At 39.3% G+C, this 23,365-nt stretch carries 21 protein-coding genes; 11 read left to right on the top strand and 10 right to left on the bottom strand.

Going from position 1 to position 23,365, the window contains the following annotated elements; all coding sequences use genetic code 11:
* The first annotated feature begins 35 nt into the window (after positions 1–35).
* From HMPREF3129_RS12330 to HMPREF3129_RS12295, 8 genes are all read left to right on the top strand, one after another.
* A complete protein-coding gene (locus HMPREF3129_RS12330; RefSeq protein WP_004246683.1) occupies positions 36–734 on the top strand; it encodes an N-acetylmannosamine-6-phosphate 2-epimerase in 699 nt (232 codons plus the stop codon).
* Positions 731–1,600, top strand: coding sequence for an N-acetylmannosamine kinase (gene nanK, locus HMPREF3129_RS12325; RefSeq protein WP_004246685.1), 870 nt, complete (start codon positions 731–733; stop codon positions 1,598–1,600). The genes HMPREF3129_RS12330 and nanK overlap by 4 nt, the downstream gene beginning before the upstream one ends.
* A 51-nt stretch (positions 1,601–1,651) precedes the next feature.
* Positions 1,652–3,142, top strand: a complete 1,491-nt coding sequence (locus HMPREF3129_RS12320) for a sodium:solute symporter family protein (protein WP_004246686.1) — start codon at positions 1,652–1,654, stop codon at positions 3,140–3,142.
* Between the two features lie 13 nt (positions 3,143–3,155).
* Complete coding sequence (nanQ, locus tag HMPREF3129_RS12315) at positions 3,156–3,629, top strand: N-acetylneuraminate anomerase (protein WP_017827144.1); 474 nt, start codon at positions 3,156–3,158, stop codon at positions 3,627–3,629.
* Between the two features lie 190 nt (positions 3,630–3,819).
* Positions 3,820–4,707 (top strand): MurR/RpiR family transcriptional regulator, encoded by an 888-nt coding sequence (locus HMPREF3129_RS12310; RefSeq protein ID WP_004246688.1) that lies wholly within the window; start codon positions 3,820–3,822, stop codon positions 4,705–4,707.
* A 173-nt stretch (positions 4,708–4,880) separates the two neighbouring features.
* Entirely contained in the window at positions 4,881–5,774 is an 894-nt protein-coding gene (locus HMPREF3129_RS12305; protein ID WP_004250016.1) for a dihydrodipicolinate synthase family protein, read from the top strand.
* 178 nt (positions 5,775–5,952) lie between these two features.
* Positions 5,953–6,648: a hypothetical protein gene (locus HMPREF3129_RS12300; protein ID WP_036919340.1), complete on the top strand. Its 696-nt coding sequence runs from the start codon at positions 5,953–5,955 to the stop codon at positions 6,646–6,648.
* A gap of 161 nt (positions 6,649–6,809) precedes the next feature.
* Positions 6,810–7,754, top strand: coding sequence for a DUF3427 domain-containing protein (locus HMPREF3129_RS12295; protein WP_052124575.1), 945 nt, complete (start codon positions 6,810–6,812; stop codon positions 7,752–7,754).
* A gap of 104 nt (positions 7,755–7,858) precedes the next feature.
* On the opposite strand, the gene HMPREF3129_RS12290 is transcribed toward HMPREF3129_RS12295, so the two are convergent.
* Genes HMPREF3129_RS12290 through HMPREF3129_RS12280 form a run of 3 tightly spaced genes read right to left on the bottom strand, consistent with a single transcriptional unit; the run spans position 7,859 to position 10,693 of the window.
* Entirely contained in the window at positions 7,859–8,572 is a 714-nt protein-coding gene (locus tag HMPREF3129_RS12290) for an MgtC/SapB family protein (protein WP_004249022.1), read from the bottom strand.
* Positions 8,573–8,610: 38 nt separating this feature from the next.
* A complete protein-coding gene (locus HMPREF3129_RS12285; RefSeq protein WP_004249023.1) occupies positions 8,611–9,858 on the bottom strand; it encodes an MFS transporter in 1,248 nt (415 codons plus the stop codon).
* 13 nt (positions 9,859–9,871) lie between these two features.
* Entirely contained in the window at positions 9,872–10,693 is an 822-nt protein-coding gene (locus tag HMPREF3129_RS12280) for an MBL fold metallo-hydrolase (protein ID WP_004249024.1), read from the bottom strand.
* Positions 10,694–11,037: 344 nt separating this feature from the next.
* Here HMPREF3129_RS12280 and HMPREF3129_RS12275 point away from each other — a divergent pair, with 344 nt between their 5' ends.
* Entirely contained in the window at positions 11,038–13,239 is a 2,202-nt protein-coding gene (locus HMPREF3129_RS12275; RefSeq protein WP_036919337.1) for an extracellular solute-binding protein, read from the top strand.
* A 71-nt stretch (positions 13,240–13,310) separates the two neighbouring features.
* Here HMPREF3129_RS12275 and HMPREF3129_RS12270 read toward each other — a convergent pair whose 3' ends face one another.
* The 3 genes from HMPREF3129_RS12270 to HMPREF3129_RS12260 are packed head-to-tail and all read right to left on the bottom strand — an operon-like array spanning position 13,311 to position 17,262.
* Entirely contained in the window at positions 13,311–14,210 is a 900-nt protein-coding gene (locus HMPREF3129_RS12270) for a dimethyl sulfoxide reductase anchor subunit family protein (RefSeq protein WP_012368569.1), read from the bottom strand.
* Positions 14,207–14,848, bottom strand: coding sequence for a DMSO/selenate family reductase complex B subunit (locus HMPREF3129_RS12265; RefSeq protein ID WP_004246705.1), 642 nt, complete (start codon positions 14,846–14,848; stop codon positions 14,207–14,209). Before HMPREF3129_RS12265 ends, HMPREF3129_RS12270 begins: the two co-directional genes overlap by 4 nt.
* The gene (locus tag HMPREF3129_RS12260; protein WP_036919334.1) at positions 14,845–17,262 is read right to left on the bottom strand and encodes a DMSO/selenate family reductase complex A subunit; all 2,418 of its coding nucleotides are present in this window, start codon (positions 17,260–17,262) and stop codon (positions 14,845–14,847) included. Before HMPREF3129_RS12260 ends, HMPREF3129_RS12265 begins: the two co-directional genes overlap by 4 nt.
* A gap of 376 nt (positions 17,263–17,638) precedes the next feature.
* On the opposite strand from HMPREF3129_RS12260, the gene HMPREF3129_RS12255 reads away from it, so the two are divergent.
* Positions 17,639–18,409: an AraC family transcriptional regulator gene (locus HMPREF3129_RS12255; RefSeq protein WP_004246707.1), complete on the top strand. Its 771-nt coding sequence runs from the start codon at positions 17,639–17,641 to the stop codon at positions 18,407–18,409.
* 24 nt (positions 18,410–18,433) lie between these two features.
* Here HMPREF3129_RS12255 and HMPREF3129_RS12250 read toward each other — a convergent pair whose 3' ends face one another.
* On the bottom strand, positions 18,434–19,933 hold the full coding sequence (locus HMPREF3129_RS12250; RefSeq protein WP_004249028.1) for an MFS transporter: 1,500 nt from the start codon (positions 19,931–19,933) through the stop codon (positions 18,434–18,436).
* 91 nt (positions 19,934–20,024) lie between these two features.
* On the opposite strand from HMPREF3129_RS12250, the gene HMPREF3129_RS12245 reads away from it, so the two are divergent.
* On the top strand, positions 20,025–20,588 hold the full coding sequence (locus HMPREF3129_RS12245) for a TetR/AcrR family transcriptional regulator (protein WP_175437870.1): 564 nt from the start codon (positions 20,025–20,027) through the stop codon (positions 20,586–20,588).
* 57 nt (positions 20,589–20,645) lie between these two features.
* Here HMPREF3129_RS12245 and HMPREF3129_RS12240 read toward each other — a convergent pair whose 3' ends face one another.
* The 3 genes from HMPREF3129_RS12240 to HMPREF3129_RS12230 are packed head-to-tail and all read right to left on the bottom strand — an operon-like array spanning position 20,646 to position 23,359.
* Positions 20,646–21,401, bottom strand: coding sequence for an iron ABC transporter ATP-binding protein (locus HMPREF3129_RS12240; protein ID WP_004246710.1), 756 nt, complete (start codon positions 21,399–21,401; stop codon positions 20,646–20,648).
* A 1-nt stretch (position 21,402) separates the two neighbouring features.
* Positions 21,403–22,410: an iron chelate uptake ABC transporter family permease subunit gene (locus HMPREF3129_RS12235; RefSeq protein ID WP_004249038.1), complete on the bottom strand. Its 1,008-nt coding sequence runs from the start codon at positions 22,408–22,410 to the stop codon at positions 21,403–21,405.
* Positions 22,397–23,359 (bottom strand): ABC transporter permease, encoded by a 963-nt coding sequence (locus HMPREF3129_RS12230; protein WP_004246712.1) that lies wholly within the window; start codon positions 23,357–23,359, stop codon positions 22,397–22,399. Before HMPREF3129_RS12230 ends, HMPREF3129_RS12235 begins: the two co-directional genes overlap by 14 nt.
* Positions 23,360–23,365 lie beyond the last annotated feature (6 nt).

Below are 23,365 nucleotides of genomic sequence, written 5' to 3'. Positions count from 1 at the left end.
GTTACATTTCAAAAAAAGAGAGCAGTGAGTTCAACATGGCACTAATTGAAAAGATGACTAAAGATATTCAACAAAAAGGTGGGTTAATTGTTTCTTGCCAACCTGTTGATAATAGTCCAATGGATAAACCTGACATTGTAGCCGCAATGGCTCAAGCAGCAGTAAATGCAGGTGCCGTCGCAGTACGTATTGAAGGAATTGATAATTTAAAAGCAACACGTCCTCTTATTGATGTGCCAATTATTGGAATTGTAAAACGTGATTTGCCTGATAGCCCTGTCAGGATCACGCCTTGGTTAAATGATATTGAAGCATTGGCTGCAGCTGGTGCAGATATTATCGCTTTTGATGGTACTGATCGCCTACGCCCAGTTCCCGTGAAAGCATTGCTAGAGCATGTTCATCGTTTAGGAAAACTAGCGATGGCAGATTGTGCCACTTTTAATGAAGGGATGTATTGTCATCAACTCGGTACTGAATTTATTGGCTCAACGATGTCAGGTTATACCGGTGGGGAAATACCAAAATTACCCGATCTTCAACTAGTGACCGCATTAGCAGAGCAAGGATGTCGAGTGATTGCGGAAGGGCGTTATAACACACCAATGATGGCGGCAAGGGGTATGCAAGCGGGAGCTTGGGCTGTCACCGTTGGCTCTGCATTAACTCGTCTTGAACATGTCTGTGAGTGGTTTACTCAGGCATTAAAGTGGCAGCAGGAGTTAGATAGATGAATACATTAGCGATTGATATTGGAGGAACCAAAATCTCGGCAGCATTAATTAGCCGAGATAACCAATTGACACAACATCGACAAATAGCAACACCAGCAAGTCCATCTCCAACACAACTTTATGAAGCATTAGTTAGCATTATTACACCATTAAAAAACCATGCCGATAGTGTTGCCGTTGCATCAACAGGGATCATTTGTAATGGCATTTTAACCGCATTAAACCCCGATAATTTAGGTGGATTAAACGATTTTCCTTTAATGGAAACACTATCAACCCTTACCGGATCACCTTGTTGGTTACTTAATGATGCCCAAGCTGCCACATGGGCTGAGTATTATCATCGTCGTGACACTATATCTGATATGGCGTTTATTACGGTCTCAACCGGCGTTGGCGGAGGCATTGTTCAGCAAGGGCAGCTACTAATAGGAAAACGTGGTCTTGCAGGCCATTTAGGTCATACCTTAGCTGATCCTCGAGGCCCTCGTTGTGGATGTGGCCGCTATGGTTGTGTTGAAGCCATCGCATCGGGGCGTGCGATTGCCTCACAGGCTGAAGGGGAACTTGCTGGTAAAGATGCTAAGGCAATTTTCAGCGCTTTTCATCAGGGAAACTTACAGGCTACCACCATTATTAAACGCTCTGCCAACACCATAGCTAATTTGATCACAAATATTAAAGCTACAACAGATGCTGATTGTGTTGTGCTTGGTGGCAGTGTGGGGCTTGCTAACGGCTATCTCGAATTGGTTCAAGTTGCTATGGCACAACAACCATTAGCATTACAAGTGCCGATTGTATCAGCTCACTATCATCATGATGCTGGATTATGGGGCGCAGCCCTATGGTCTAGAGAGCAATAAAAAAACTGTCGTAAAACTTACCTTTTACCCTACATATGGCAGGACTAAAAAATGCAATTACATGATTTTGGTTTTATTAACTATGCAGTGCTGTTTGGCTATTTGGCAGCTATGTTACTCGTGGGTGTTTATTTTTCTAAACGTCAAAAAACTGCGGATGACTATTTCCGTGGTGGAGGGCGAGTTCCTGGGTGGGCCGCTGGAGTGTCTGTATTTGCGACCACATTAAGCTCGATTACATTTATGTCCATTCCTGCTAAAGCTTATACTTCTGATTGGACCTTTATTATTGGACAGTATTTAGCTATTGCAATTTTACCTTTAGTTTTTTATTTCTATATTCCTTTTTTTAGAAAATTAAAAATCACCTCCGCTTATGAATATCTAGAAGCTCGTTTTGATGTTCGTAGTCGTTTATTTGCTAGCCTTTCATTTATGTTATTCCATATTGGGCGTGTTGCTATTATTACTTATTTAACCGTACTAGCTTTACGTCCTTTTATGGGGATTGATCCGGTCGTGTTAATCGTATTAATAAGCTTATTATGCATTATTTATACTTGGATGGGGGGCATTGAAGGCGTTATTTGGACGGATGTTATTCAAGGTTTATTACTTTCTGGTGGTGCTGTACTGATCTTTATTATGATCTGTTTTAAAGTTGATGGTGGTATTAGCGAAATTTTTACTACTACAGCACAAGCAGATAAATTCTTTCCTACCACACAATGGCGCTGGAGTTGGACAGATAGCACTATTCCTGTATTAATGATTGGGTTTTTATTTGCCAATATTCAGCAATTTACTGCTAGTCAGGATGTTGTGCAACGCTATATCGTTACCGATTCTATTAAAGAAACTAAACGTACATTGATAACTAACGCTAAATTAGTGGCTATTATTCCTATTTTCTTTTTTGCCATCGGCTCTGCATTGTTTGTTTACTACCAACAAAACCCAAGCTTATTACCCGCAGGATTTAATACGGGGGGAATTTTACCACTATTTATCGTGACGGAAATGCCTATCGGTATTGCAGGGTTAATTATTGCAGCTATTTTTGCTGCTGCACAATCAAGTATTTCTAGTAGTTTAAATAGTATTTCAAGTTGCTTTAATTCTGATATTTATACTCGTCTTAGTAAATCATCCCCTAGTCCTGAACAAAAAATGAAAGTCGCAAAGTTAGTTATTATTGTGGCAGGAATATTCAGTAGTTTAGCGGCAATTTGGTTAGTTTTATCCGATGAAGCTGAAATTTGGGATGCATTTAATAGCCTTATAGGTCTTATGGGCGGACCAATGACAGGCCTATTTATGCTGGGAATTTTTGTAAAACGTGCTAATGCCGGTAGCGCCGTTGTTGGGATCATCGTGAGTATTATTGCAGTATTGGCTGCACGTTATGGCAGTGATCTTAACTTCTTCTTCTATGGAGTCATTGGTTCAATGTCAGTGGTGATTGCAGGAACCATTACGGCACCACTTTTCGCACCAGCAAAACAGCTTTCCTTAGATGACAGTGAAACATCAGAGAACTAAGAAGGAATAATCTATGTTATTTGGACATTTATCTGATTTGGCGACTATGCCAGAAATGAATCCAGCGTTACGTCATGCAATGGAAAAAGCATTAGCACTTGATCCCGCGTCACTTGCACCGGGCAGCTATAAAATTGATGGTGAGACGTTGTTTATGAATGTTATGACTTTTGAAACCGTGCCTCGTGAGCAAAAACAAGCCGAATTGCATCAGCGCTATATCGATATTCAGATCTTACTATCAGGTGAAGAGACAATTGATTTTGGAATACAAGGTTCGGCACAAGATGTGACACCTTATAATGAAACGGATGATTATCAGTTGACTGATAACATCATACATCGTCAAACATTATCCCTTACACCAAATATGTTCGCCATTTTTATGCCTTATGAGCCACATAAGCCAGGTATTGCGCCGAAAAATGAGGCCAGTACATTAAAGAAAGTGGTTATTAAACTAGATGTTGCCGCGTTAACTCACTAATCATTATTATTTAATAAAACGCTTTATTTCTCATGTATCAGTTAGTTGGAGTTATAGTGATACTGAGAATAAGGCGTTTTGTTATTATCACATTATTGTCTTAACAAGGCTTTTTTTAACCTGTTGGAATTGGTACTCTTGTGGGCAAAATTCTATTCTCGTGTATTTGCTGCAAGCAAGGATAATGTCCATGACAGAACAGGCAACAACTCGATTAAAGCCGGGTAAAATACTTGATACGCTAGGCGCTATGAAAAATAGTTTAACTCGCGTATCGCAACGTATTGCAGACTATATCCTGTTCCATCCTACGGAAGTGACTCAGTTGTCTATTGCCCAACTCTCTCAAGCAACCAAAGCAGGTGAAGCGACGGTTGTCCGCTTTTGTCGGACATTGGGTTATAAAGGTTTTCAAGACTTTAAAATGGATTTGGCGATTGAAATGGCAACATCAGATAATGATGAATCGCCAATCCTTGATGCAGAAGTCAGTCACCAAGATGATATCCATACTATTGGCTTAAAATTGCAAGCAACAATAAATAATGTGTTATCAGAAACATTAAATTTACTCGATATGCAGCAAGTGCAAGGGGCGGTCAATGCACTATTATCAGCAAACTATGTTTTTATCTGCGGCGTTGGCTCTTCGGGGATCACTGCGGAAGATCTGAAAAATAAACTTATGCGTATTGGTTATCGTGTTGATGCCGTAACTAATAACCACTTTATGTATATGCAAGCCTCATTATTAAAATCTGGTGATGTCGCTATCGGTATTAGTCACTCGGGTAATTCATTAGAAACGGTTCATGCATTGAAATTGGCTAAAGAAGCGGGCGCAAGCACGATTGCATTGACGCATAATTTAGGCTCACAAATTATGGAATATGCAGATCACCATTTAATTAATGGTAATCGACAAGGGAAATTACAAGGCGATTCTATTGGTACAAAAACAGCACAACTTTTTGTTTTAGATTTGCTTTATACCTTGTTAGTTCAGGCTAAGCCTGAAACAGTAAAAGAGCAGAAATTACGTACTCTCAATGCGTTAAAACAGACGCATTCAGCATAAGTTTATTGCTATTTTAAAGCATCTTGAGCAGAAAGTAGCTAAAGATCACAATTTCACCTTTCTCTTTCCTTCAGAGCTATTTTCGTTATTGCGTTATGACTAGTCGCTCTCTAATATAGAGTTAAACTCCATAAGTTAATTAATAAAGAAATTAATCTCCATAGGAAGTGATCATGAACAAACTCTCTGGACTGATTGCCGCGCCTCATACTCCTTTTGCTGCGGACGGTAGTGTTAATTACCCTGTTATTGATGATATTGCTAAGCACCTAATTACGACTGGGGTAACAGGGGCTTATGTCTTAGGTACTACTGGTGAAGGTATACATTGCTCGGTTGAAGAGCGTAAAAAAGTCGCTGAACGTTGGGTTACAGCGAGTCAGGGACAACTCGATCTTATTATTCATACTGGTGCATTAAGTATTGCTGATACGTTAGAACTTGCTCGTCATGCTGAAACATTAGATATTAAAGCCACATCAGTGATTGGCCCTTGCTTCTTTAAACCTAGTCATGTTGATGATTTAGTAGAATATTGTCGTTTAGCGGCGGCAAGTGCACCTTCAAAAGGTTTCTACTATTATCATTCCACCATGTCAGGATTAAGCATTGATATGGAAAAGTTTTTACAAGCAGCAGGTAAAGTGATCCCCAATTTATCTGGCATGAAATTTAACTCCCCTGATATGTATGAATTTCAGCGTTGCTTACGGGTAGAGGGAGGCAAATATGATATTCCATTTGGCGTTGATGAATTTATTCCGGCAGGATTAGCTTGCGGTGCATTAAGCGCTGTAGGTAGCACCTATAACTACGCTGCACCGTTATATCTTGAGTTAATTGAGAAATTTAATCAGGGTGATCATCAAGGTGTGGCAGATTGCATGGATAAAGTTATCGCTATTATTCGAGTTTTAGTCGAATACGGTGGCGTTGCTGCAGGCAAAGTAGCAATGCAATTGCATGGTATTGATGTTGGCGCTCCTCGTCGTCCTTTACGCCCACTGACTGCTGAACAAAAAGCAGATGCACTGGCGAAATTTAAGGCGGCAAATTTCTTATCATAAATTGCGTTTTGCTTAGAGCATAACATTGTAGATAAACCTATCCTTTAACATCTCCCCCATTGGATGTGACAGTGGCTTTCGCTTGAGAGCCACTTTTTTATTATCTACTTTATGACTTGATTTTAAGTACCATTCAATTCAATGTATTAATAACAATCTTCGTTACCGAGGTTTATCGATGGCCTATTCATTTTTAACCCAAGCAACAGTTAAAAAATTATCGCGCAATGAAAAGTGGTTACAACAGATTAATAATGAAGATATTATCGATTTGAGTTTAAATGCGGGGCAGCTCATTATTGATAAACCAAAGGTGGATGAGGATTTTATCCCTTTTAGCCAACAATTAGATGTTTATTGTCAGCAAATTGCTCAGCAATTTCCTTTTATAGCGGTGACTCCACAATTACAACTTCATTGCACTTTGTTGACCATTTTTAATCAACCTATAGCGTTATTTGAGCCTCAGAAATTAATGTTACTGGCTTGGTGTCAAAAAATAACGAATATCTTTAATAAGATAGGAAAGATTGAGATCCTATTTAATGATATTATTTTAACGACTAATGGAAGCGTGATATTAATAGGTGTATCAAAAACATTAACGCAGTTTAGACAACAGGTTTACCAGCAAATCCCTATTGATCATCATCTGCATAAAAATATTATTCACATTACGCTTGGGCGCTTACAGGAAAGTGTGTCATCAGAAAAAATAACACCACTTTTTCAATTTTTAGCACATAATCGATTATCACTTCCAATCAATATTAAAACCAGCATTAACTATCCTAAATTTGTGGTGAGCAAAGGCTCACTATCGTCTGAGATATTGTTAAATAAGACGATAGAGTTTAATCAACAGTGCTTCTAGAGAGCTTGGTATCTTGTATACAAGATTGTGTGATTTAACTTTGATGATGTTGAAATCATAATATATCTAAATTTTCTATAAATGTTTGCTGTCTTATTTGGATAAATAATAGTTTTTAGCTAATATAATTAGCTATGTAATTTAGCGAATAAGGCCTTATGATGAAACGGAAAGATGAAGAATTTAATTACACTAATCTAATTGTTGGAAATTCATATAGTAAAAATGAAGCTTTAGTAACAGCTAATGTAGAACTACTAAAAAATAATAAAGAGATAACAGGAATTACAAGTTTTAAAAATTGTATTGTTCTATTTGTAACTTTAGATAAAAGAAGCAAAGAAGATAGCCATAAATACAATGATGTATTTGTTGATAACGGTAAGAAATTTCATTGGGAATCACAAAATAAGAATACAACGGAAACTTCTCATATAAAAAGAATACTTACTGGTGAGACCGTTATTTTATTTGTTCGAATACATGAAAAAATTAAAAGTAGAAGTCAACCCTTTATTTATGTTGGTCGACTATCTTATATAGAATATAACAGTAACAGACCGGTTCAAGTTTTATATAATGTGCTTGATTATCAGGATAAACCTAATAAAGAACTAAGTGCCATTTATGCTTGGGAAAAAATAGAGACTTTAGATCTTGATAACAACTTACCTTTGATATTGAAAAAAGAAAAAACAAGTTATCAAGGTCGAGTTACTGACATTAAAAAGAGAAAGGCAATAGAGCTGTATGCAATGAATAAAGCAAAAGAAGATTATAAAAAACAAGGTTTTAAAGTAATTGATACTTCTTCTAATAGTCCTTATGATTTAGAATGCCATAAAAATAATACATTTAGGCGTGTCGAGGTTAAAGGTACGACGACAGAAGGTGATGCGGTTTATGTTACTCGTAATGAGGTTTTATCCGCTCATTCAGCCGAGTGTGAAACTGATTTATATATTGTAAATAACATAGATATTTTTCTACAAAAAGATGGTAATTATTATGCTAATGGTGGTTTAGTTAATATTATTAAAAACTGGAAACCAGAAGAAAAATGTTTAGAAGCGACAGTCTATCGTTACCACCTTAGTAAAAGATAGTTTATGGATAAAATACGGACAACATAAATTAATACGCAAATAGATAAGTAAAATAAAAATAGTGTTGTCATTTAAATTAAAATGCATTTTTGCTTTTAAATACACTAGTGATCTATCGAAACAGAATGTACATGCTGTAATTGTTTTAATGAGCAATAAAACTCTGGTAAGGTTATTTTTTGTCGCACAAGTAGTTTTAAGTTAACTTCAACGCGCTCCTTTTTAATATCACGAATAGTCAGGTTTTCAATAACGTTTTTGTTGCTTTTTAAATAGTCAATTAAAAGAGGAACACCACTTTCATGAGTGAATAGCATTCGCACTTTAATTTTACCTAAGCGTTGATTATTCATTTGAAACAGCACTACTTGTGGGCTTAGTTTAATAGCCATAAAAAAGAGGAAAGTCACAACGATAGCATGCCAATAAAAGCCGGAGCCACAGGCGATACCCACTCCCGCAGATGCCCAAACAATGGCCGCAGTCGTTAATCCTGAAATGGCATCATCTCGTCGATGTAAAATAACACCGGCGCCCAGAAAGCCGACCCCACTGATAATTTGTGCAGCTAACCGCATGGGATCACTGCGAATATTGTCAGAAATATTGGCGTAATATTCGGCTGATTGGATAGAGACAATGGTTAATAAACAACTGGCAACAGCAATAATGACACAAGTTTTAAAACCAACTGGTTTTCCCTTTGATTCACGCTCTAAGCCAATAAGACCGCCTAAGATAAAGGCGGCCAGTAATTTAGCAATACTTGATAGTGATAATGGGCCAATAGTGTCAACAAACTGTATTAATGCATCCATGGTTTGCTCCTGACGTTGGCTTATTTTTTATTTTAAAATTAAGGTGCTGTAATTCCTCGTGATGTTTCTTTATTTTCACTATTTCTTTTTTTAGAAACATCATCTTTAAAGAAGAAAATAAAGAATAGGGTTACCACCGCCGCTACAATGGCAGGATAGACCCAGAATGTTGACCATTGTGGTAATGCTGCATCACCTGTTTCAGTTACGGTTGTGTTAAAGATTTGACCACAAATAGTGGAAGCAAATAGTAAGCCGAAACCATTAGAGACAATAAAGCGCAGACCTTGTGCTTGTGCACGAATTTCAGGTTTTGCTTTGCGATCGACATAGATATCTCCTGCAGTAAAGAAGAAATCCCAACATAATCCCTGTAGCATTAATCCGATGACGATAAAGTAAAGCTCTGTATTTACTGCAGCATAAGAGAAAAACATAGAGCGTATGATCCAGCTCACGGCTCCTAGCAGTAGTGTAATTTTGAAGCCAAATTTCATTAAGAAGAATGACAAAACAAACATAAACAGAACTTCGCAAGCGATCCCTATTTGCATAATAGAAGCCGCATTATCAAAGCCTAATGCTTTAATAAAGACAGGAATATAAGCAGAATAAGCTGTTTTGGGGATCATTAAAATAAAGATGCTAAACATCAAAATAGCAAAGTAGCGATCTTTAAATAAAGACAATGCATCTAAACATAAAATATCGCGTAGTGAGAAAGGCTGGCCTTTCGCTTTAGGTGGCGTATTAGGTAATGTAAAACAATAGAAACCGAGTAATACACCAACTGCAGAAGCGATATACCAAGTCATTGTGCTACCAGAGAAGCCCATTTCACCCAATATAAAACCAATTGCCATAAAACCAAACGTACCAAATACGCGAATAATTGGGAAATATTTAACCCCATTAATATGGGAGAAACTAATGCTATTAGATAGCGCAGTGGTTGGATAAAACAATAAGCCAATAATAAAAATTAAAAATAATGTCATGCCACTGTTTTGTGCTTCAATAAATTGGGGAACACAGAGAATAACGACGGCATTAATTAAATGAAGTATCCCCATGACTTTTTGTGAAGCAAAGAAACGATCTGCGACCATACCAATAAATAAGGGGGAGATAATTGTCGCGACACCTAATAAGGCATAAGCATTGCCGATAATACTTGCCATACCATAACTACTTAATACGAGTCCCATGGTCATATTCCATGCTCCTTGCATGAAATATTGCACAAACATCATAATAAGTAGGCGAGAAGTTATTTTCATATCCATTGTCGTACCCCTCTTAATTGGTTTCTAACGTTAATCCGTCGTAGGCAACACGGATATGATGAGGAGCACAAACCGTTTCTAATTCATGATGCAGTAATTTACCGCTATGTGAGATATGCGAAACGACAATTTGTGTAGCTTGATGCAAACAGCCTTGTTGTTGCAGTTTTTCTTTGGCGGCAAAAACCGTTTCTAAGCTCATATGATTATCTGTACGATCTTTTCCATTTAAGCCATAAGTACACTCAAAAACAACAATATCAAGCGGTTTGTTTTCTAACCATTGCCAAGTTAATTCTGGGAACCAACCCGAATCATGTCCATAGAAAATAGCTTTGCCGTCTTTTTCAATATGATATACATAACAAAGTTCCCATTTCGCATGATTAGCAAGCAGCGGCGTAATTTTATAACCATTTCTTTCGACCGTAACGAAAGGGATTAAGCAATGAAATGCAAATCGCTCTTTCGTATAACCTGGTAATACTTCAATACAGCCATTGATAGCGCGATCGTTACCGAAAATATGTAAAGGATGGTTAATTTCAAAACCATAGCCTTCCATTCTGCTAAATAGTTCACCAACGTTAAAATGATCAGGATGAGTATGAGTAAATAGCAAACTTTCAAAATGTGTTGCGTCCATACCATCACGCATCAGTTGGTAACTAAAAGTGGGGGAGACATCGATCAACATAATGTCATCCACAATAGCAGAAGAGTGCGTTCTAATATCTTTACCGGCTAATTTTCTTGCTTTCAGACAGTGTTCACAACGGCAGAAGGGATTCGGTATGCCTTCTGAGGCAGCCGTCCCTAAAAAATGAAGCTTCATAATAAATCCCCTTATCTTATTGTTTATTAGTATTTTATTAATTTTCTGGTGTTGGCTATTTGTAGGTTACAAACAAATTTGAACGTTCCAATAATAAAATGACATGTGTTATTTGCCAATAAATGAAGATCAGATCAGTGATCTTATTCAAATATTATTTACTAATATGTTGATTAGTATATATATTTATTTTAATTGGTATTGATAATTATTTATTATCTTTAATTTTTAATAGATTGATTTATCAGCTAATTGTAAGTGGAACGTTCAAATCAATTATCAGTAGTCGTGATAAATAATTCAGGTATGCTAGTGAAGGTGGAAATAGAGGTGAAAGAAGAGAAATGGCGACGATCAAGGACATTGCAAAACTAGCGGGTGTTTCGCATGGTACGGTATCTAACGTATTGAATAAACGTGGAAATGTAAGTGTTGAAAAAATTGAAGCAGTCTATCAAGCTGCTAAACAGATGGGCTATCAATTAAATACACAAGCCCAACTACTAAGAACCAATAGAAGCCATAAAATTGCGATCTTATTACCCCAACTGGTTTCTGAAAAATATGCGATCTTCTTTAATGCTTTTAGACAGTCGATCGTTAATTTCCCAGAGATCAGCTACGATCTTTTTTTAACAGATCTTCTTGAGACCACTGAGCGTGATTTGCTACAAAAAATTGCTGCAGGTGGCTATAAGCAAGTAGTCACCGTAAGTTGTCTTAAAGATGCTAAATACTATTTTGACACGTTAAAACTTCCACCTTCACAAATTATCTTTATTTATCACAAACCCCTCAATGCACAACGTTTTTTTACGTTAGATTTTGTACAAGCGGCGGAGTCAATTTGCCAGCAAGTGGCACAAACAGCTGGCAAGGTGGTGGGGATTTTTGGCGATAATCAAGATGAATTAAATAGTCAGGTTTTTGCTAATCAATTGCAAATACGGCTTTCTCAAACTGCACCCGATAAAAAATGTGTCATACTTAGCGCTTCTGATGAAGAGAGTTATAAAATTGCTTTTGATTTCTTTTCTATGGAGCAAGTCCCCGATATCTTTGTCACACAAGATATTGAGAAAGCTCGCTATTTAACACAAGCAAGCTATTTTGGCAGTTCTTCAGATTGTCCTATTATCTTTGCTCTAAGTGATAATATTCCGCCGGTAATAAAAGGGTTATATTGTTTTCCAATGAACTATGCTCAGCTTGGTTTGGAAGTCGCTGAGGCACTATTAATCGCAGAGCCGCATGAGTATAAAAATAATAATGTATCTGTCGCAAATCGAAGTTCATATCTGTATACGGCAACACCAGCAGTAATGAGTGATGATAAATCACAAATTAGTCTTAATTTACTAACGTTGCCAAGCCCTTCAACAACGGCATTAAAAAAACTACTTCCTCATTTTTATCGTCAAACTGGTATCAAGGTGAATTTAGCTATTCATCCTTATGATGAAGTCTATCAAATTTTAAGCCAACTTCATTTACACCCTTATTATGATCTGTTGCGTATTGATATGGCGTGTTTTCCATGGTTTGCTGAGCGAATATTGCGACCATTAGATAAAATTGGTGATGGATTAACTGATTTATTGAGTCACTTTTCCTTACCTACGCAACAAAAATTTGGTTTGGTTAATGATGTCGCTTATGCAATGCCGTTCGATGCTAGCGCTCAATTACTGTTTTATCGTAAAGATCTGTTTGAAGATACTATTTTAAAAAGAATGTATTACGAAAAAACAGGTAATGAATTAACTGTGCCGACAACCTTTGAAGAGTACGATAATGTGACTCAGTTTTTTACTGAGTTGCATCAAGCCGGGCAAGCTCATTGTCCGATGGGAGCTTCAACCACATTAGGAAGTGCGGGATTAATCGCAACTGAATACTTATTACGTTATTACGCTAAAGGTGGGCGTTTAATCGGTAGTGATAATATTCCGCGCTTAGCGATGCCCTTGGCCGCTGAGGTATTAGCAGATTATTTGCATCAGTTGTCGATCACCGAAAATATCAACCATAAATGGTGGAGTGGCTCTGTCAGACAATTTGAGCAAGGTCATCTGGCAATGCTTATCTCTTATATGAATTTATTTAATGATGTCGCACATAGCGATATTTTACCTAAAATTGGTTTTGCTCCCGTTCCGGGTGGTGTACCACAATTAGGGGGTGGGGTACTTGGGGTGTCGCGTTACAGTAGAAAATCATCTTACGCTGCACTGTTTTATCGTTGGCTTTATTCTCCTGTTGTGATGGATCACTTAATTTTATTGGGTGGAAATAGTAACCATGAAAATTTTAGTCATAACCAAGAAATTAGCCACCGTTATCCATGGATGACACTAGCTTATCAGGAAATTAATCAAGGAATACGAGAATCATCAGTGCCGAATGGTAAATTATTTAACTTAAGGCAAGCTGAGATTATTATTGGTCAGGGTATTACTAATGTGATTAATCATATTATGACAATAGAAGAAACGATTGATTATATTAATCAACGTCTATTGATTGATACTCAGGGTGAACGATGATCTTTGATAAAAAATCAGGGGCTAATAATTCCCCTGATAATTGTCATCTTCAATAACTGGCTGATCGTGATTTAGTGAATTGAATAAAACACATAACGCAAAGCAAATTCTGCAATAATTGCCATGATACCGCCATAGACAAAAATGGACTCCGTTGATTTTTGCTGAGTTTGGCCCATCAAATATTTTACTAAACTATAGCCACACACCAATACAGCCAAAGTTGCTAAGATCCAACTGGTCATACGTAATGGGCCAATGGAGTAATAGACTTCAATAGGTGATAACGGAAAGGTTACCGATGTTTGGCTATAGAGCGTACGAGTTAAATAATGTTCATAAAAAGGTTGATAGAGTAATCGGCCAATTAAACTAAATGCCATGATCCCCCACAATTGCCATTTCCAACGGATAGGGAAAGGGGCTGATGGTATTTCTATCCCTAATTTATTGCCTATACGCTGCAATATCTTTAGCAGCAAAAAGAATATTGTTGCCCCTAATGTGAGCATCGCGCCAAAAAACATCACATAAGTGTTGTTATCCATCCATGTTAAAATGGAAGTATGGCGATAAATGGATGCCATGCAATAAATGTCAAACAGACCAATCAGAAGGCTTGCACCAAATAGCAGCATCGAAAATTTACTGGTACGCCATAGCCATAAAAAGGTGATCCCTAAACATCCTACAAAAATGGCAGTGACAGCAACTTCGCGACTTAACCAAGCTGAAAAGACATTTCTAATGGCATTCGGAGCATTTAACGGCACGCCTAAGTGAGTAATGGAGGCAATAGAGCCTAAACCGGCTAATCCACAAATCACCAATAAGGTTAGTAACATAAAGCGATAATAGCTTTCAGCACTGAGATAATGTGCAAGACGACGTGCAAAAAGGCCTGTTATGAGTGTTAAGCCAATAGTGGCATTCATCATAAAGGTGAAAATCAATAATGACCATTCATTCATTTTATTTCTCCTTTATTATTTATAGTGTCATTATTTGCCCCTTGGTGAGGGTTGATCACTAGGTTTGGATGAGTTATTTCAGGAGAAGGCAAACCAGTGACATAATTAACTTCACCATAGCGTTCACGTAGTTCATCAATTGGACCAAATTGAATGGCCCCAAGTGGGCAGGTCGCAACGCAGACAGGCTGTTCACCTTTTTGTTGTAAGTCGATACAAAAATCGCATTTTGACATCTGCTTGGTTTCAGGATCCATTTGCGGTGCGCCATAAGGACAAGACCACGCACAGGCGCCACAACCAACACATTTGTCAGTATCTACCATCACAATGCCATCACCTTCGCGTTTATGCATCGCGGTAGTTGGGCAGTTTTTAACACAAATGGGATCATCGCAATGATTGCAAGAGATAGATAAAGTGTAAGCAAAGACATTATTAATTAATGCACCGTTAGTATTACGGCTATAACCACCACCAGTGATTTCATATACACGGCGAAATTTGCGGCCAACATCGAGGTTATTTTTATCTTTACAAGCAACCTGACACGCCTTGCAGCCCGAACAGCGAGCACTGTCGATATAAAACCCTAGCTGTTTACTGCTTACTGCGGGATAAACGATAAATTTACTCATGCTTTTACTACCTCGACCAATAAAGTTTGGTGAGCATTACCGTGTGCCATTGCGGTGCTACGGGATGAGGTTAAGACGTTGGCACATCCCCCTTGATCGATACCTTGTTTATCTGGTTGCCACCAAGCACCTGCTTGTAAAGCAACGACACCAGGCATAATGCGTTGTGTGAGTTTGACGGGAACTAAGGTGATCCCACGGTCGTTATAGACTTTGACTTTATCGCCTTGTTTGATATTTCTATCTTCGGCATCTAATGGGTTGATCCATAATTCTTGACGTTGTACTTCTTGCAGCCAAGGATTAGCAAATTGTGTTGAGTTTGCGCGGTTACGTCCTTTCCACGTGATGAGTTGTAGTGGAAATTTATCTGTTAACGTATCTTCGGGCCCTTCAATGGCAGGCACATAATGAGAAAGTGCGGGGATCTCGCTATTATTCATCTCATATAAGCGTTTAGAGAAGATCTCAATCTTTCCTGATGGGGTTGGAAATGGATTATTTTCTATATCTTGAATATTTTTCTCAAACGCAACATTTTGGGTATGAGGGCGATGTTTTAGCAGATGACGACGTTTAACCAATAATTCATCAAAGGTAGGAATACCATCTTCAGGACGTTTAATACTGGCATCATTGACTAAATATTCAATCCAGTCGCGATCAGTGGCTTTACCTTCGCTAAATTGTTCACCGACCCCCAGTTTATCAGCCACTTCACGTAACCAATCGTAGTCGGTACGACGTTCAAACTCTGGCTCTATCACTTTTTCGGACAGAATAATATAATCGCCATAACTCCATGTGCCTCCAATATTCCAGCGCTCTAAAAAGCTGGTTTCAGGCAGTAAGATATCCGCATATTTGGCGCTAGGTGTTAAATAGAGGTCGCTACAGACGATAAATTCAACTTTTGATTCATCTTCAAGCACTTTAGCGGCATGAAGAATATCGGTATTTTGATTCACCATATAATTACCCGCCATTGAGAAAATCATCTTGATTTCAGTATCAAGTTTCTCGGCATTGAGTAAGCCATTTTGTGGTGTGACCAAATTTTTATCTTCGCACGCTTGCACCCAATTGGTGATATTGATTTTTGCTTTAACGGGATTGGTCAATAAACTTGGGCCGGCAATGGTTTTACGTAACTCAGAGTTTAATGCCATGCCATAGCCTGCCGCCCAGCCACCGCGTACACCAACGTTGCCGGTAATAGTCGCTAACAGTGTCGCACCGCGTGCCGTCCGTTCACCACAAATATGACGTTGTGGTCCCCAACCTTGGATTAATGCTGCCGGTTTTGTAGAAGCATATTCACGGGCTAATTGACGAATAGTATCTGCGGGTACTTTAGTGATAGGCTCCGCCCATTCAGGGGTTTTCTTGATCCCGTCTTTCTTCCCCATTAAATAGGCAACTAAAGACTCATTTTCACCAACGCCTTCTGGCATCTGATGCTCATCGAAACCAAGGGTGTATTTGTCGATAAAGGCCTGATCATGCAGGTTTTCACTGACAATGACATACATCATGGCATCCATCATCGCGTTATCAGTGGTCGGTAACAGCGGGATCCACTGGTCAGCTAAAGAAGAGGCAGTATCGGAATAACGTGGATCAACGACAATAAATTTAGTGCCGTTTTTTTTCATTTTTTGGAAGTAATGATTGGAATGCCCAAAAATAGTTTCATTAGGATTATGTCCCCATAGAATAACTAAAGGGGTATTTGCTAATGTATCTAATGTACTTCCGCTAGCGGCTGTACCGTAAGTATAAGGGGTAACGGCAAGGGTGTTACCATTACTCACGGAGTGATAATTCTCCAGAAAGCCGCCGGTTAGGTTAAACAGACGGCGTAGCATATTAGCACCAGAAAAAATGCCACCAGTCACCCCAGTGCTTAAACTGACAAAACGTGAGGCAGGGCCATATTGCTTGGTAATGCGTTGCATATTTTGTGCAATAAGCGTCGTAGCTTCTTCCCAAGTGATGCGCTCAAATCGACCTTCACCACGCTTACCTACTCGCTTCATGGGATATTTTAATCGATCAGGATGATAGACAAATTTACGATAACCACGACCCCGTACACAGGCTCGCATGATAGGCATCTCTTCATCTAAATCGGCGTCAGGTCGAGTGCTAATACGTGTCACTTTGCCATCTTTAACGTGCGCGCGAATATCACATTTTCCGCCACAGTCAAAACTACTACAGGTAGAGACAACACGCTCACTCTCTTTGGCGTCAATCGTTTTTTCAGCTATTGCATGATCTTGTGTTGCCGCCATCGTGTTGGAGGAAAAAAAGGGCAGTGTGACTAATGCCGAACTCGCTTGAATAAAATGGCGACGACTTATATCACCGGAAATTGGCTTAATACTATGATGATCGGACTGATTGCTCATATAAATGCTACCTTAGACATAATAAGCGGAAGCCAATTTACCCGATACTTGATATAAAGATGTGTATGCGTTTTCTAGACTATTGATATGGGGATATCTGGTTTCCGCTGCATTATTATTGAATGCATACCGCGTTGCAGAGCGCCTGAAACAACCTCTGCAAGAGGGATAGTAGAGGATTAATCGCTTTCCAACATGCCAAGATCAGACAATGACATTAGAATTTCGGCCTATTTATTGACAGTGTTAATAATAAGTTTTATAGCTGTTAACGGGATAGGGTGGCTAAATAGCGAAAGGGGTTAATTCGCCATCTTGCAATGTGATAGTGACCAGATTTGCTCATCAGCAAGAAAGATAAAAAAGTAGGTTTAATGTGAGAAATGTGCCGTTAGAAAGTGTTGATCTCCTTGAGAGAGATGTGATTGCGCTGGGTACAGATTATCTGCCTAATACGCTATTAGAAACGCATCGACATCGACGAGCGCAATTTTTATATCCCGCTACCGGATTGATTGAAGTGAGCACAAATGATGGGGAATGGGTTATCCCTCCCTCTTGTGGTGTGTGGATCCCTCCTCAGACGGGGCATGAAACACGCATGTTAGATGTGAGTACCAGAAGTTTATATATTGAGCCAGCAGCTGCTCCTCGTCAGAGTCAACAGTGTGAAGTGTTAAGAGTGTCACCGCTTTTACGTCAATTACTTCTTGAAGCCGTTGATGTGCCTGCGCAATATGATAAAAAAGGGCGCGATGGTATTTTAATGCAACTTATCTTATATGAGTTAGCGAAAGCAGAACCTTTGCCTTTCTTTGTTCCTATTCCACAGGACAGTAAATTAGCTAAATTATGTCGCGATTTTATTCGTCAGCCCAAAATTGACGCTCTACCTCAGCAGTGGGCCGAGAAATTACATAAAAGTGAACGCTCGTTTAGCCGTTTTTTCCGCCAACAGACGGGAATGGCATTTTCACAATGGCGTCAGCAAGTCTGTCTTTTAAACTCACTCACGCAAATTTTATCAGGGCATAGCATTACCGCTGTGGCTTTTGATTTGGGCTATAACAGTGCTAGCTCTTTTTCTACTATGTTTAAAAAGCAGATGGGACAATCACCTTCTGATTTTGTGAGAAACGCGCCATAACGGCGCGTTTTCTATGAGCTTGAATTAGTGGCTGGGCTTGTTTTCTCTTACCGCATTACGCAAGCAATAAGGGAGTGCAATTAAGCTTATTGTAGTCACAATGGCTGTGGCGATCAGAACGATAGAAAAGGCATATTCAAACGCACTATTAGCCTGTGCGATTAAGAGGGTTGCCGCTGCTTCGGGAAGCTTTTCAGCGACAATAAGTGCTTCATCTAAACTATCATAAACGACACTATTGACGTTAAGCGTATCCGGTAAAGTTAGTTTTAAGGTATAGAGAGTGCTCATTAAACTCCCCATAAATGTCACGCCAATCACGCTACCCAACTCATAGGCGATATCTTCAATAGAAGCGGCCATACCTGCTTGTTTATCGTCGACACTTAGCATAATAGAGGTCGATGCGGTGGTAAAAATAATGCCTAAACCAAAGCCAATCAAAAAGAGGCTACCCATTAGCATTATCGGTGAGTTTGAAATGGCAATTAACCATAAGTTACCCATTAATGTTAGGGCGAATCCGATAATAATTAAGCGCACTGCACCTAAACGCGCTAGCCAAAACCCAGCCAAAGGAGAGGCTAATACTGAGCCGATAGGGATAGGTAAAATCACTAAAGCTGCATTCAGTGGTGTAAAGCCGGCGACTAACTGTAAGCGTTGGCTTAGCAGAAATTCAATACCCACGATGATCACCATAGAAAGAGTCGACATTGCCACACCGACACTGAAATAGCGCTTTTTAAATAGGCTAAAATCAATCATTGGATGCGTTTGACGACGTTGGCGCCGCGCAAATAGTGTGAGAAAAATAATGGCAATAAGGGTGGCGATGATCACTTCATTCCATTGTGTATAAGCCTTACCTATCTCTTTTAAGGTATAAATAGCGCTGACTAAGCCAATCAAAATAAGTATTGAGCTTAAATAATCAATTTTATGCTGCCGTTGTCCCGAAAAGTGAGGAATTAGCCAAATCGAGAAAGGAAGCACAAGTAGTACAATAGGGACATTGATCAAAAAGACTGAGCCCCACCAGAAATGGTTTAATAGCAACCCACCAATTAAAGGCCCTAATGCCGCGCCACCAGAAGCAACAGCAGACCAAATACCGATGGCGACGGCACGCTCTTGTGGATGAGTAAATACTTGTCTCACAATAGACAACGTTGCAGGCATGCTCATAGCAGCACCGACGGCCAAGAAACCACGAGAAATAATTAAGCTGGTGGCGCTAGGGGAATAAGCCGCGCATAATGAGGCGATGGCAAAAAGGGGTAATCCGCTAATAAATAACGTCTTATGGCCTATTCTATCAGTAAGCATACCTGCTGCTGGCAACAGCCCTGCGACAATCAGCGGATAGGCATTCATGATCCATAGTTTTTCTGAGGCGCTCGCATTGAGATCATGAGTTAAACGCGGTAGTGCGGTATAAAGTACGGTAACATCAACAACAATCAGAAACAGCATACTTGATACTAAAAGTAAGACTATCCAACGCTTATAATCTTTTATCATATAAAGTCTCAGTGGTTATCTTAGGTGTTATATTTAGCTAGGAATAATAATTTTAAATCCATACGGTCGTATTGAAAAGAGGTTTTTTTAAATGGGACGCCAAAGAACGATTGATAGAGAAAAGTTACTTGAGGCTATTTTTGACATCGTGATGGAGCAAGGGGCTGCCGCTCTGACTATCGATACGGTGGCCAAAAAAATGGGGATTTCCAAAGGTGGTGTCCAATATTGCTTTAATAGTAAAGAAGCGATGATTGATGCCATGTTTGAACATTGGGAAGGAGGATATGAAGCGCGATTTAATCAGGTGGTTGCCAATGATAACTCAGCCAATAATCGCGTTAGAGCACATATTCATGCAACTCATGATCACGATAAGCTCTCTTTTGCCAAAGGAGCCAGCTTAATGGCTGCGTTACTGCAAACGCCAGAATATTTGCAAAGTACTAAAGCGTGGTATCAGCAAAGATTAGCGGGTGTCGATACCACAACAGTAGAGGGAAAACGGGCGAGACTGGCTTTTTTAGCCACCGAGGGGGCTTTCTTGCTACGGTATTTTGGTTTAATGGATATTGATGATAATGAGTGGGAGAGTGGGAAGAGATTTTTAGCGATATCGATTCTGAACTGGTTACAGTGGCTACGAAGTAATTAAACAGCATATTGTTTAAAAGTAACAATATGCTGTTTGGCTTTTGGTGAAATAGCAATATTAGTAATACATCGCGATAAGCTTATCATCCAACTCTTTAACGTCGACGGGAGTATCGAAAATATCTTCGATAATATCGGATTTCATGATCTCTTTAGGTGAGCCATGATAGTAAAGTTGCCCGTTGCGCATAGCTAAAATGTAGTCGGAATACACAGAGGCGAAATTGATATCATGAATGACGATGATAATGGTTTTTCCTAGCTCATCGGCGGCTTTACGCAGTAATTTCATCATAATGACCGCGTGTTTCATATCAAGATTGTTAAGCGGTTCATCAAGCATCACGTATTCAGTATCTTGACATAATACCATTGCAACATAAGTACGCTGGCGTTGCCCACCAGATAATTCATCAAGATAACGGTGACGAAATTCAGTCAAATTAAGAAAATCGAGTGATTCATCAATCACTTTCTTATCTTCTAGCGTTAAGCGTCCTTTACTATAAGGGTAGCGACCAAAACCGACTAACTCTTCAACAGTTAAGCGACTCACAAACTGATTTTCTTGGCGTAGTATGGAAAGGTTTTTGGCTAATACATCACTCTCTGTGGCCGCAACATCCATGCCATTTACACTGACCATACCGCTTTCTGGCATCAGTAGACGGCCTATTACAGAAAGTAAGGTGGATTTACCCGCACCATTAGGTCCGATGATTGAAGTAATACCGCCACGTTGAATGGTTGTTGTAATATTATCAAGCACCGTTGTGTCTTGATAACGTTTTGATATCTTACTGATTTCAATCATATTAAAGTCTTCTTAATACCAAATAAATAAAGAACATACCACCAATAAACTCAATCACAACAGAGAGAGTACCTGTCATTTTTAAGCCATACTCTAAAATCAATTGTCCGCCAATCAGTGCGATAGTGCCTAATAAGAATGCCACAGGCATTAAAAAGCGGTGCTGACTGCTACCACTAATATGATAAGCCAGATTAGCAACAATTAAGCCTAAAAATGTCAACGGCCCTACTAATGCTGTTGATACCGCAACCAGAACAGAAATAAGTAATAGAATATAAGTCGTTTGCTTACGATAATTAATACCAAGATTAATCGCATTCGCCTGGCCTAAGGCCATCACATCAAAACTATAACGCATACGCCAAAGTAATACGCCGACGACGACAATAATGGCTAATGCACATAAGATAAGATCAGGAGTGGCTCGAGTAAATGTCGCAAACATACGGCTTTGTAAGACAGAAAACTCATTTGGGTCCATGAGGCGTTGTAATAGCGTTGCACTGCTACGAAATAGGGTGCCTAAAATAATACCAATCATAAGGACTAAATTGATATTAAAGCGCACTGAACTAAATAGCCAACGATATAGAACCACCGAAAATAACACTAATAAGGCCGACTCTAAAAAGAACTTCGTCAGATTGGCCATCCAAGAGGCGGGCATATCCCCTTCAAAAAAGATAAAGAGCGTTTGTAGCAATACAAACAGAGCTTCTAAGCCCATTAATGAAGGAGTAAGAATGCGGTTATTGGCGATAGTCTGAAACAGTATAGTAGAAACGCCTGCCGCAAAGGCGACGATGATCATCGTCAGAATAATATAAGCGCGGTGTGTCAGAATATAAGAGATATTACCGTTTAGGTTGATCGTCATAAACAGCACAATGGCTAATAATGAGACGCCAAGTAAGAGCCAAATACGCGCCATAGGTGAGAGGCGCACTTTCTTAGGTTGAACAGCGCCAGTATATTTGCTAATCATGGATGAATTAACTTTTTGCATAACGTTGCTGCTTCAGTAGTAAGAAAAGGAAGATCACAGCACCTACCGCCCCTAAAATGACACTTGCGGGGATCTCAAATGGATAACGGATCAGGCGACCAATCACATCACAGAGTAAAACAATGGCTCCACCGCTTAAGCATACCCACGGGATGGTTTTGCGAATATTATCTCCCATCACTAGGCTAACTAAATTTGGCACGATCAAACCAAGGAAAGGTAAAGCACCAACAACAGACACCACCACACCACTAATTAAAGCGATAATAGATAAACCGATAATCATCACTTTACGATAGTTAAGTCCAACGTTGATGGAAAATTCACGTCCCATACCTGCCACGGTAAAGCTATCCGCGACCCAACACGCCATTAATGCAAGGGCACCGACAAGCCATAGCAGCTCATAACGACCTTGTAAGACACTGGAGAAGTCTCCGCTAGTCCACGCATCTAGTGATTGTAGTAAATCAAAATAGACGGCAAGAAAGATGGTTAGAGCACCTATCACTGCACTTAGCATAATACCGACAAGTGGCACGATTAATGCGGTCTTTAAGGCAATTCTCTGTAGCAACAACATAAATAACACAGTGCCTAAAAGTGCAAAAACAGTGGCTACCATCATTTTGGTGAAAATGCCTGCCGCGGGGAAAAGCAACATCACGACTAGTAAACCGAGACTGGCTGATTGTGTTGTACCTGCAAGAGAAGGCTCAACAAAGCGGTTTTGCGTGAGCAGTTGCATGATTAAACCAGCAACACTAATTGCGCCCCCAGCAAGTAATAATGACAGGGTTCTTGGTACGCGACTAATAAAGAAGATATCGCGCATATCGGGATCAGTAAAAAGCGAAGCAGGAGTGATATCTCCTGCGCCGATAAATAGACTGATCATTGAGAGGATAGCGATAAGTCCTATCCCCAATGATAAATGGAACGTTTTCATTCAGTT

The organism is Proteus sp. HMSC14B05 (assembly GCF_001808035.1).
Taxonomy (GTDB): Bacteria; Pseudomonadota; Gammaproteobacteria; order Enterobacterales; family Enterobacteriaceae; genus Proteus; species Proteus mirabilis.
Note: the sequence above shows the minus strand (reverse complement) of the source record. Positions and strands in the feature narration are given on the sequence as shown.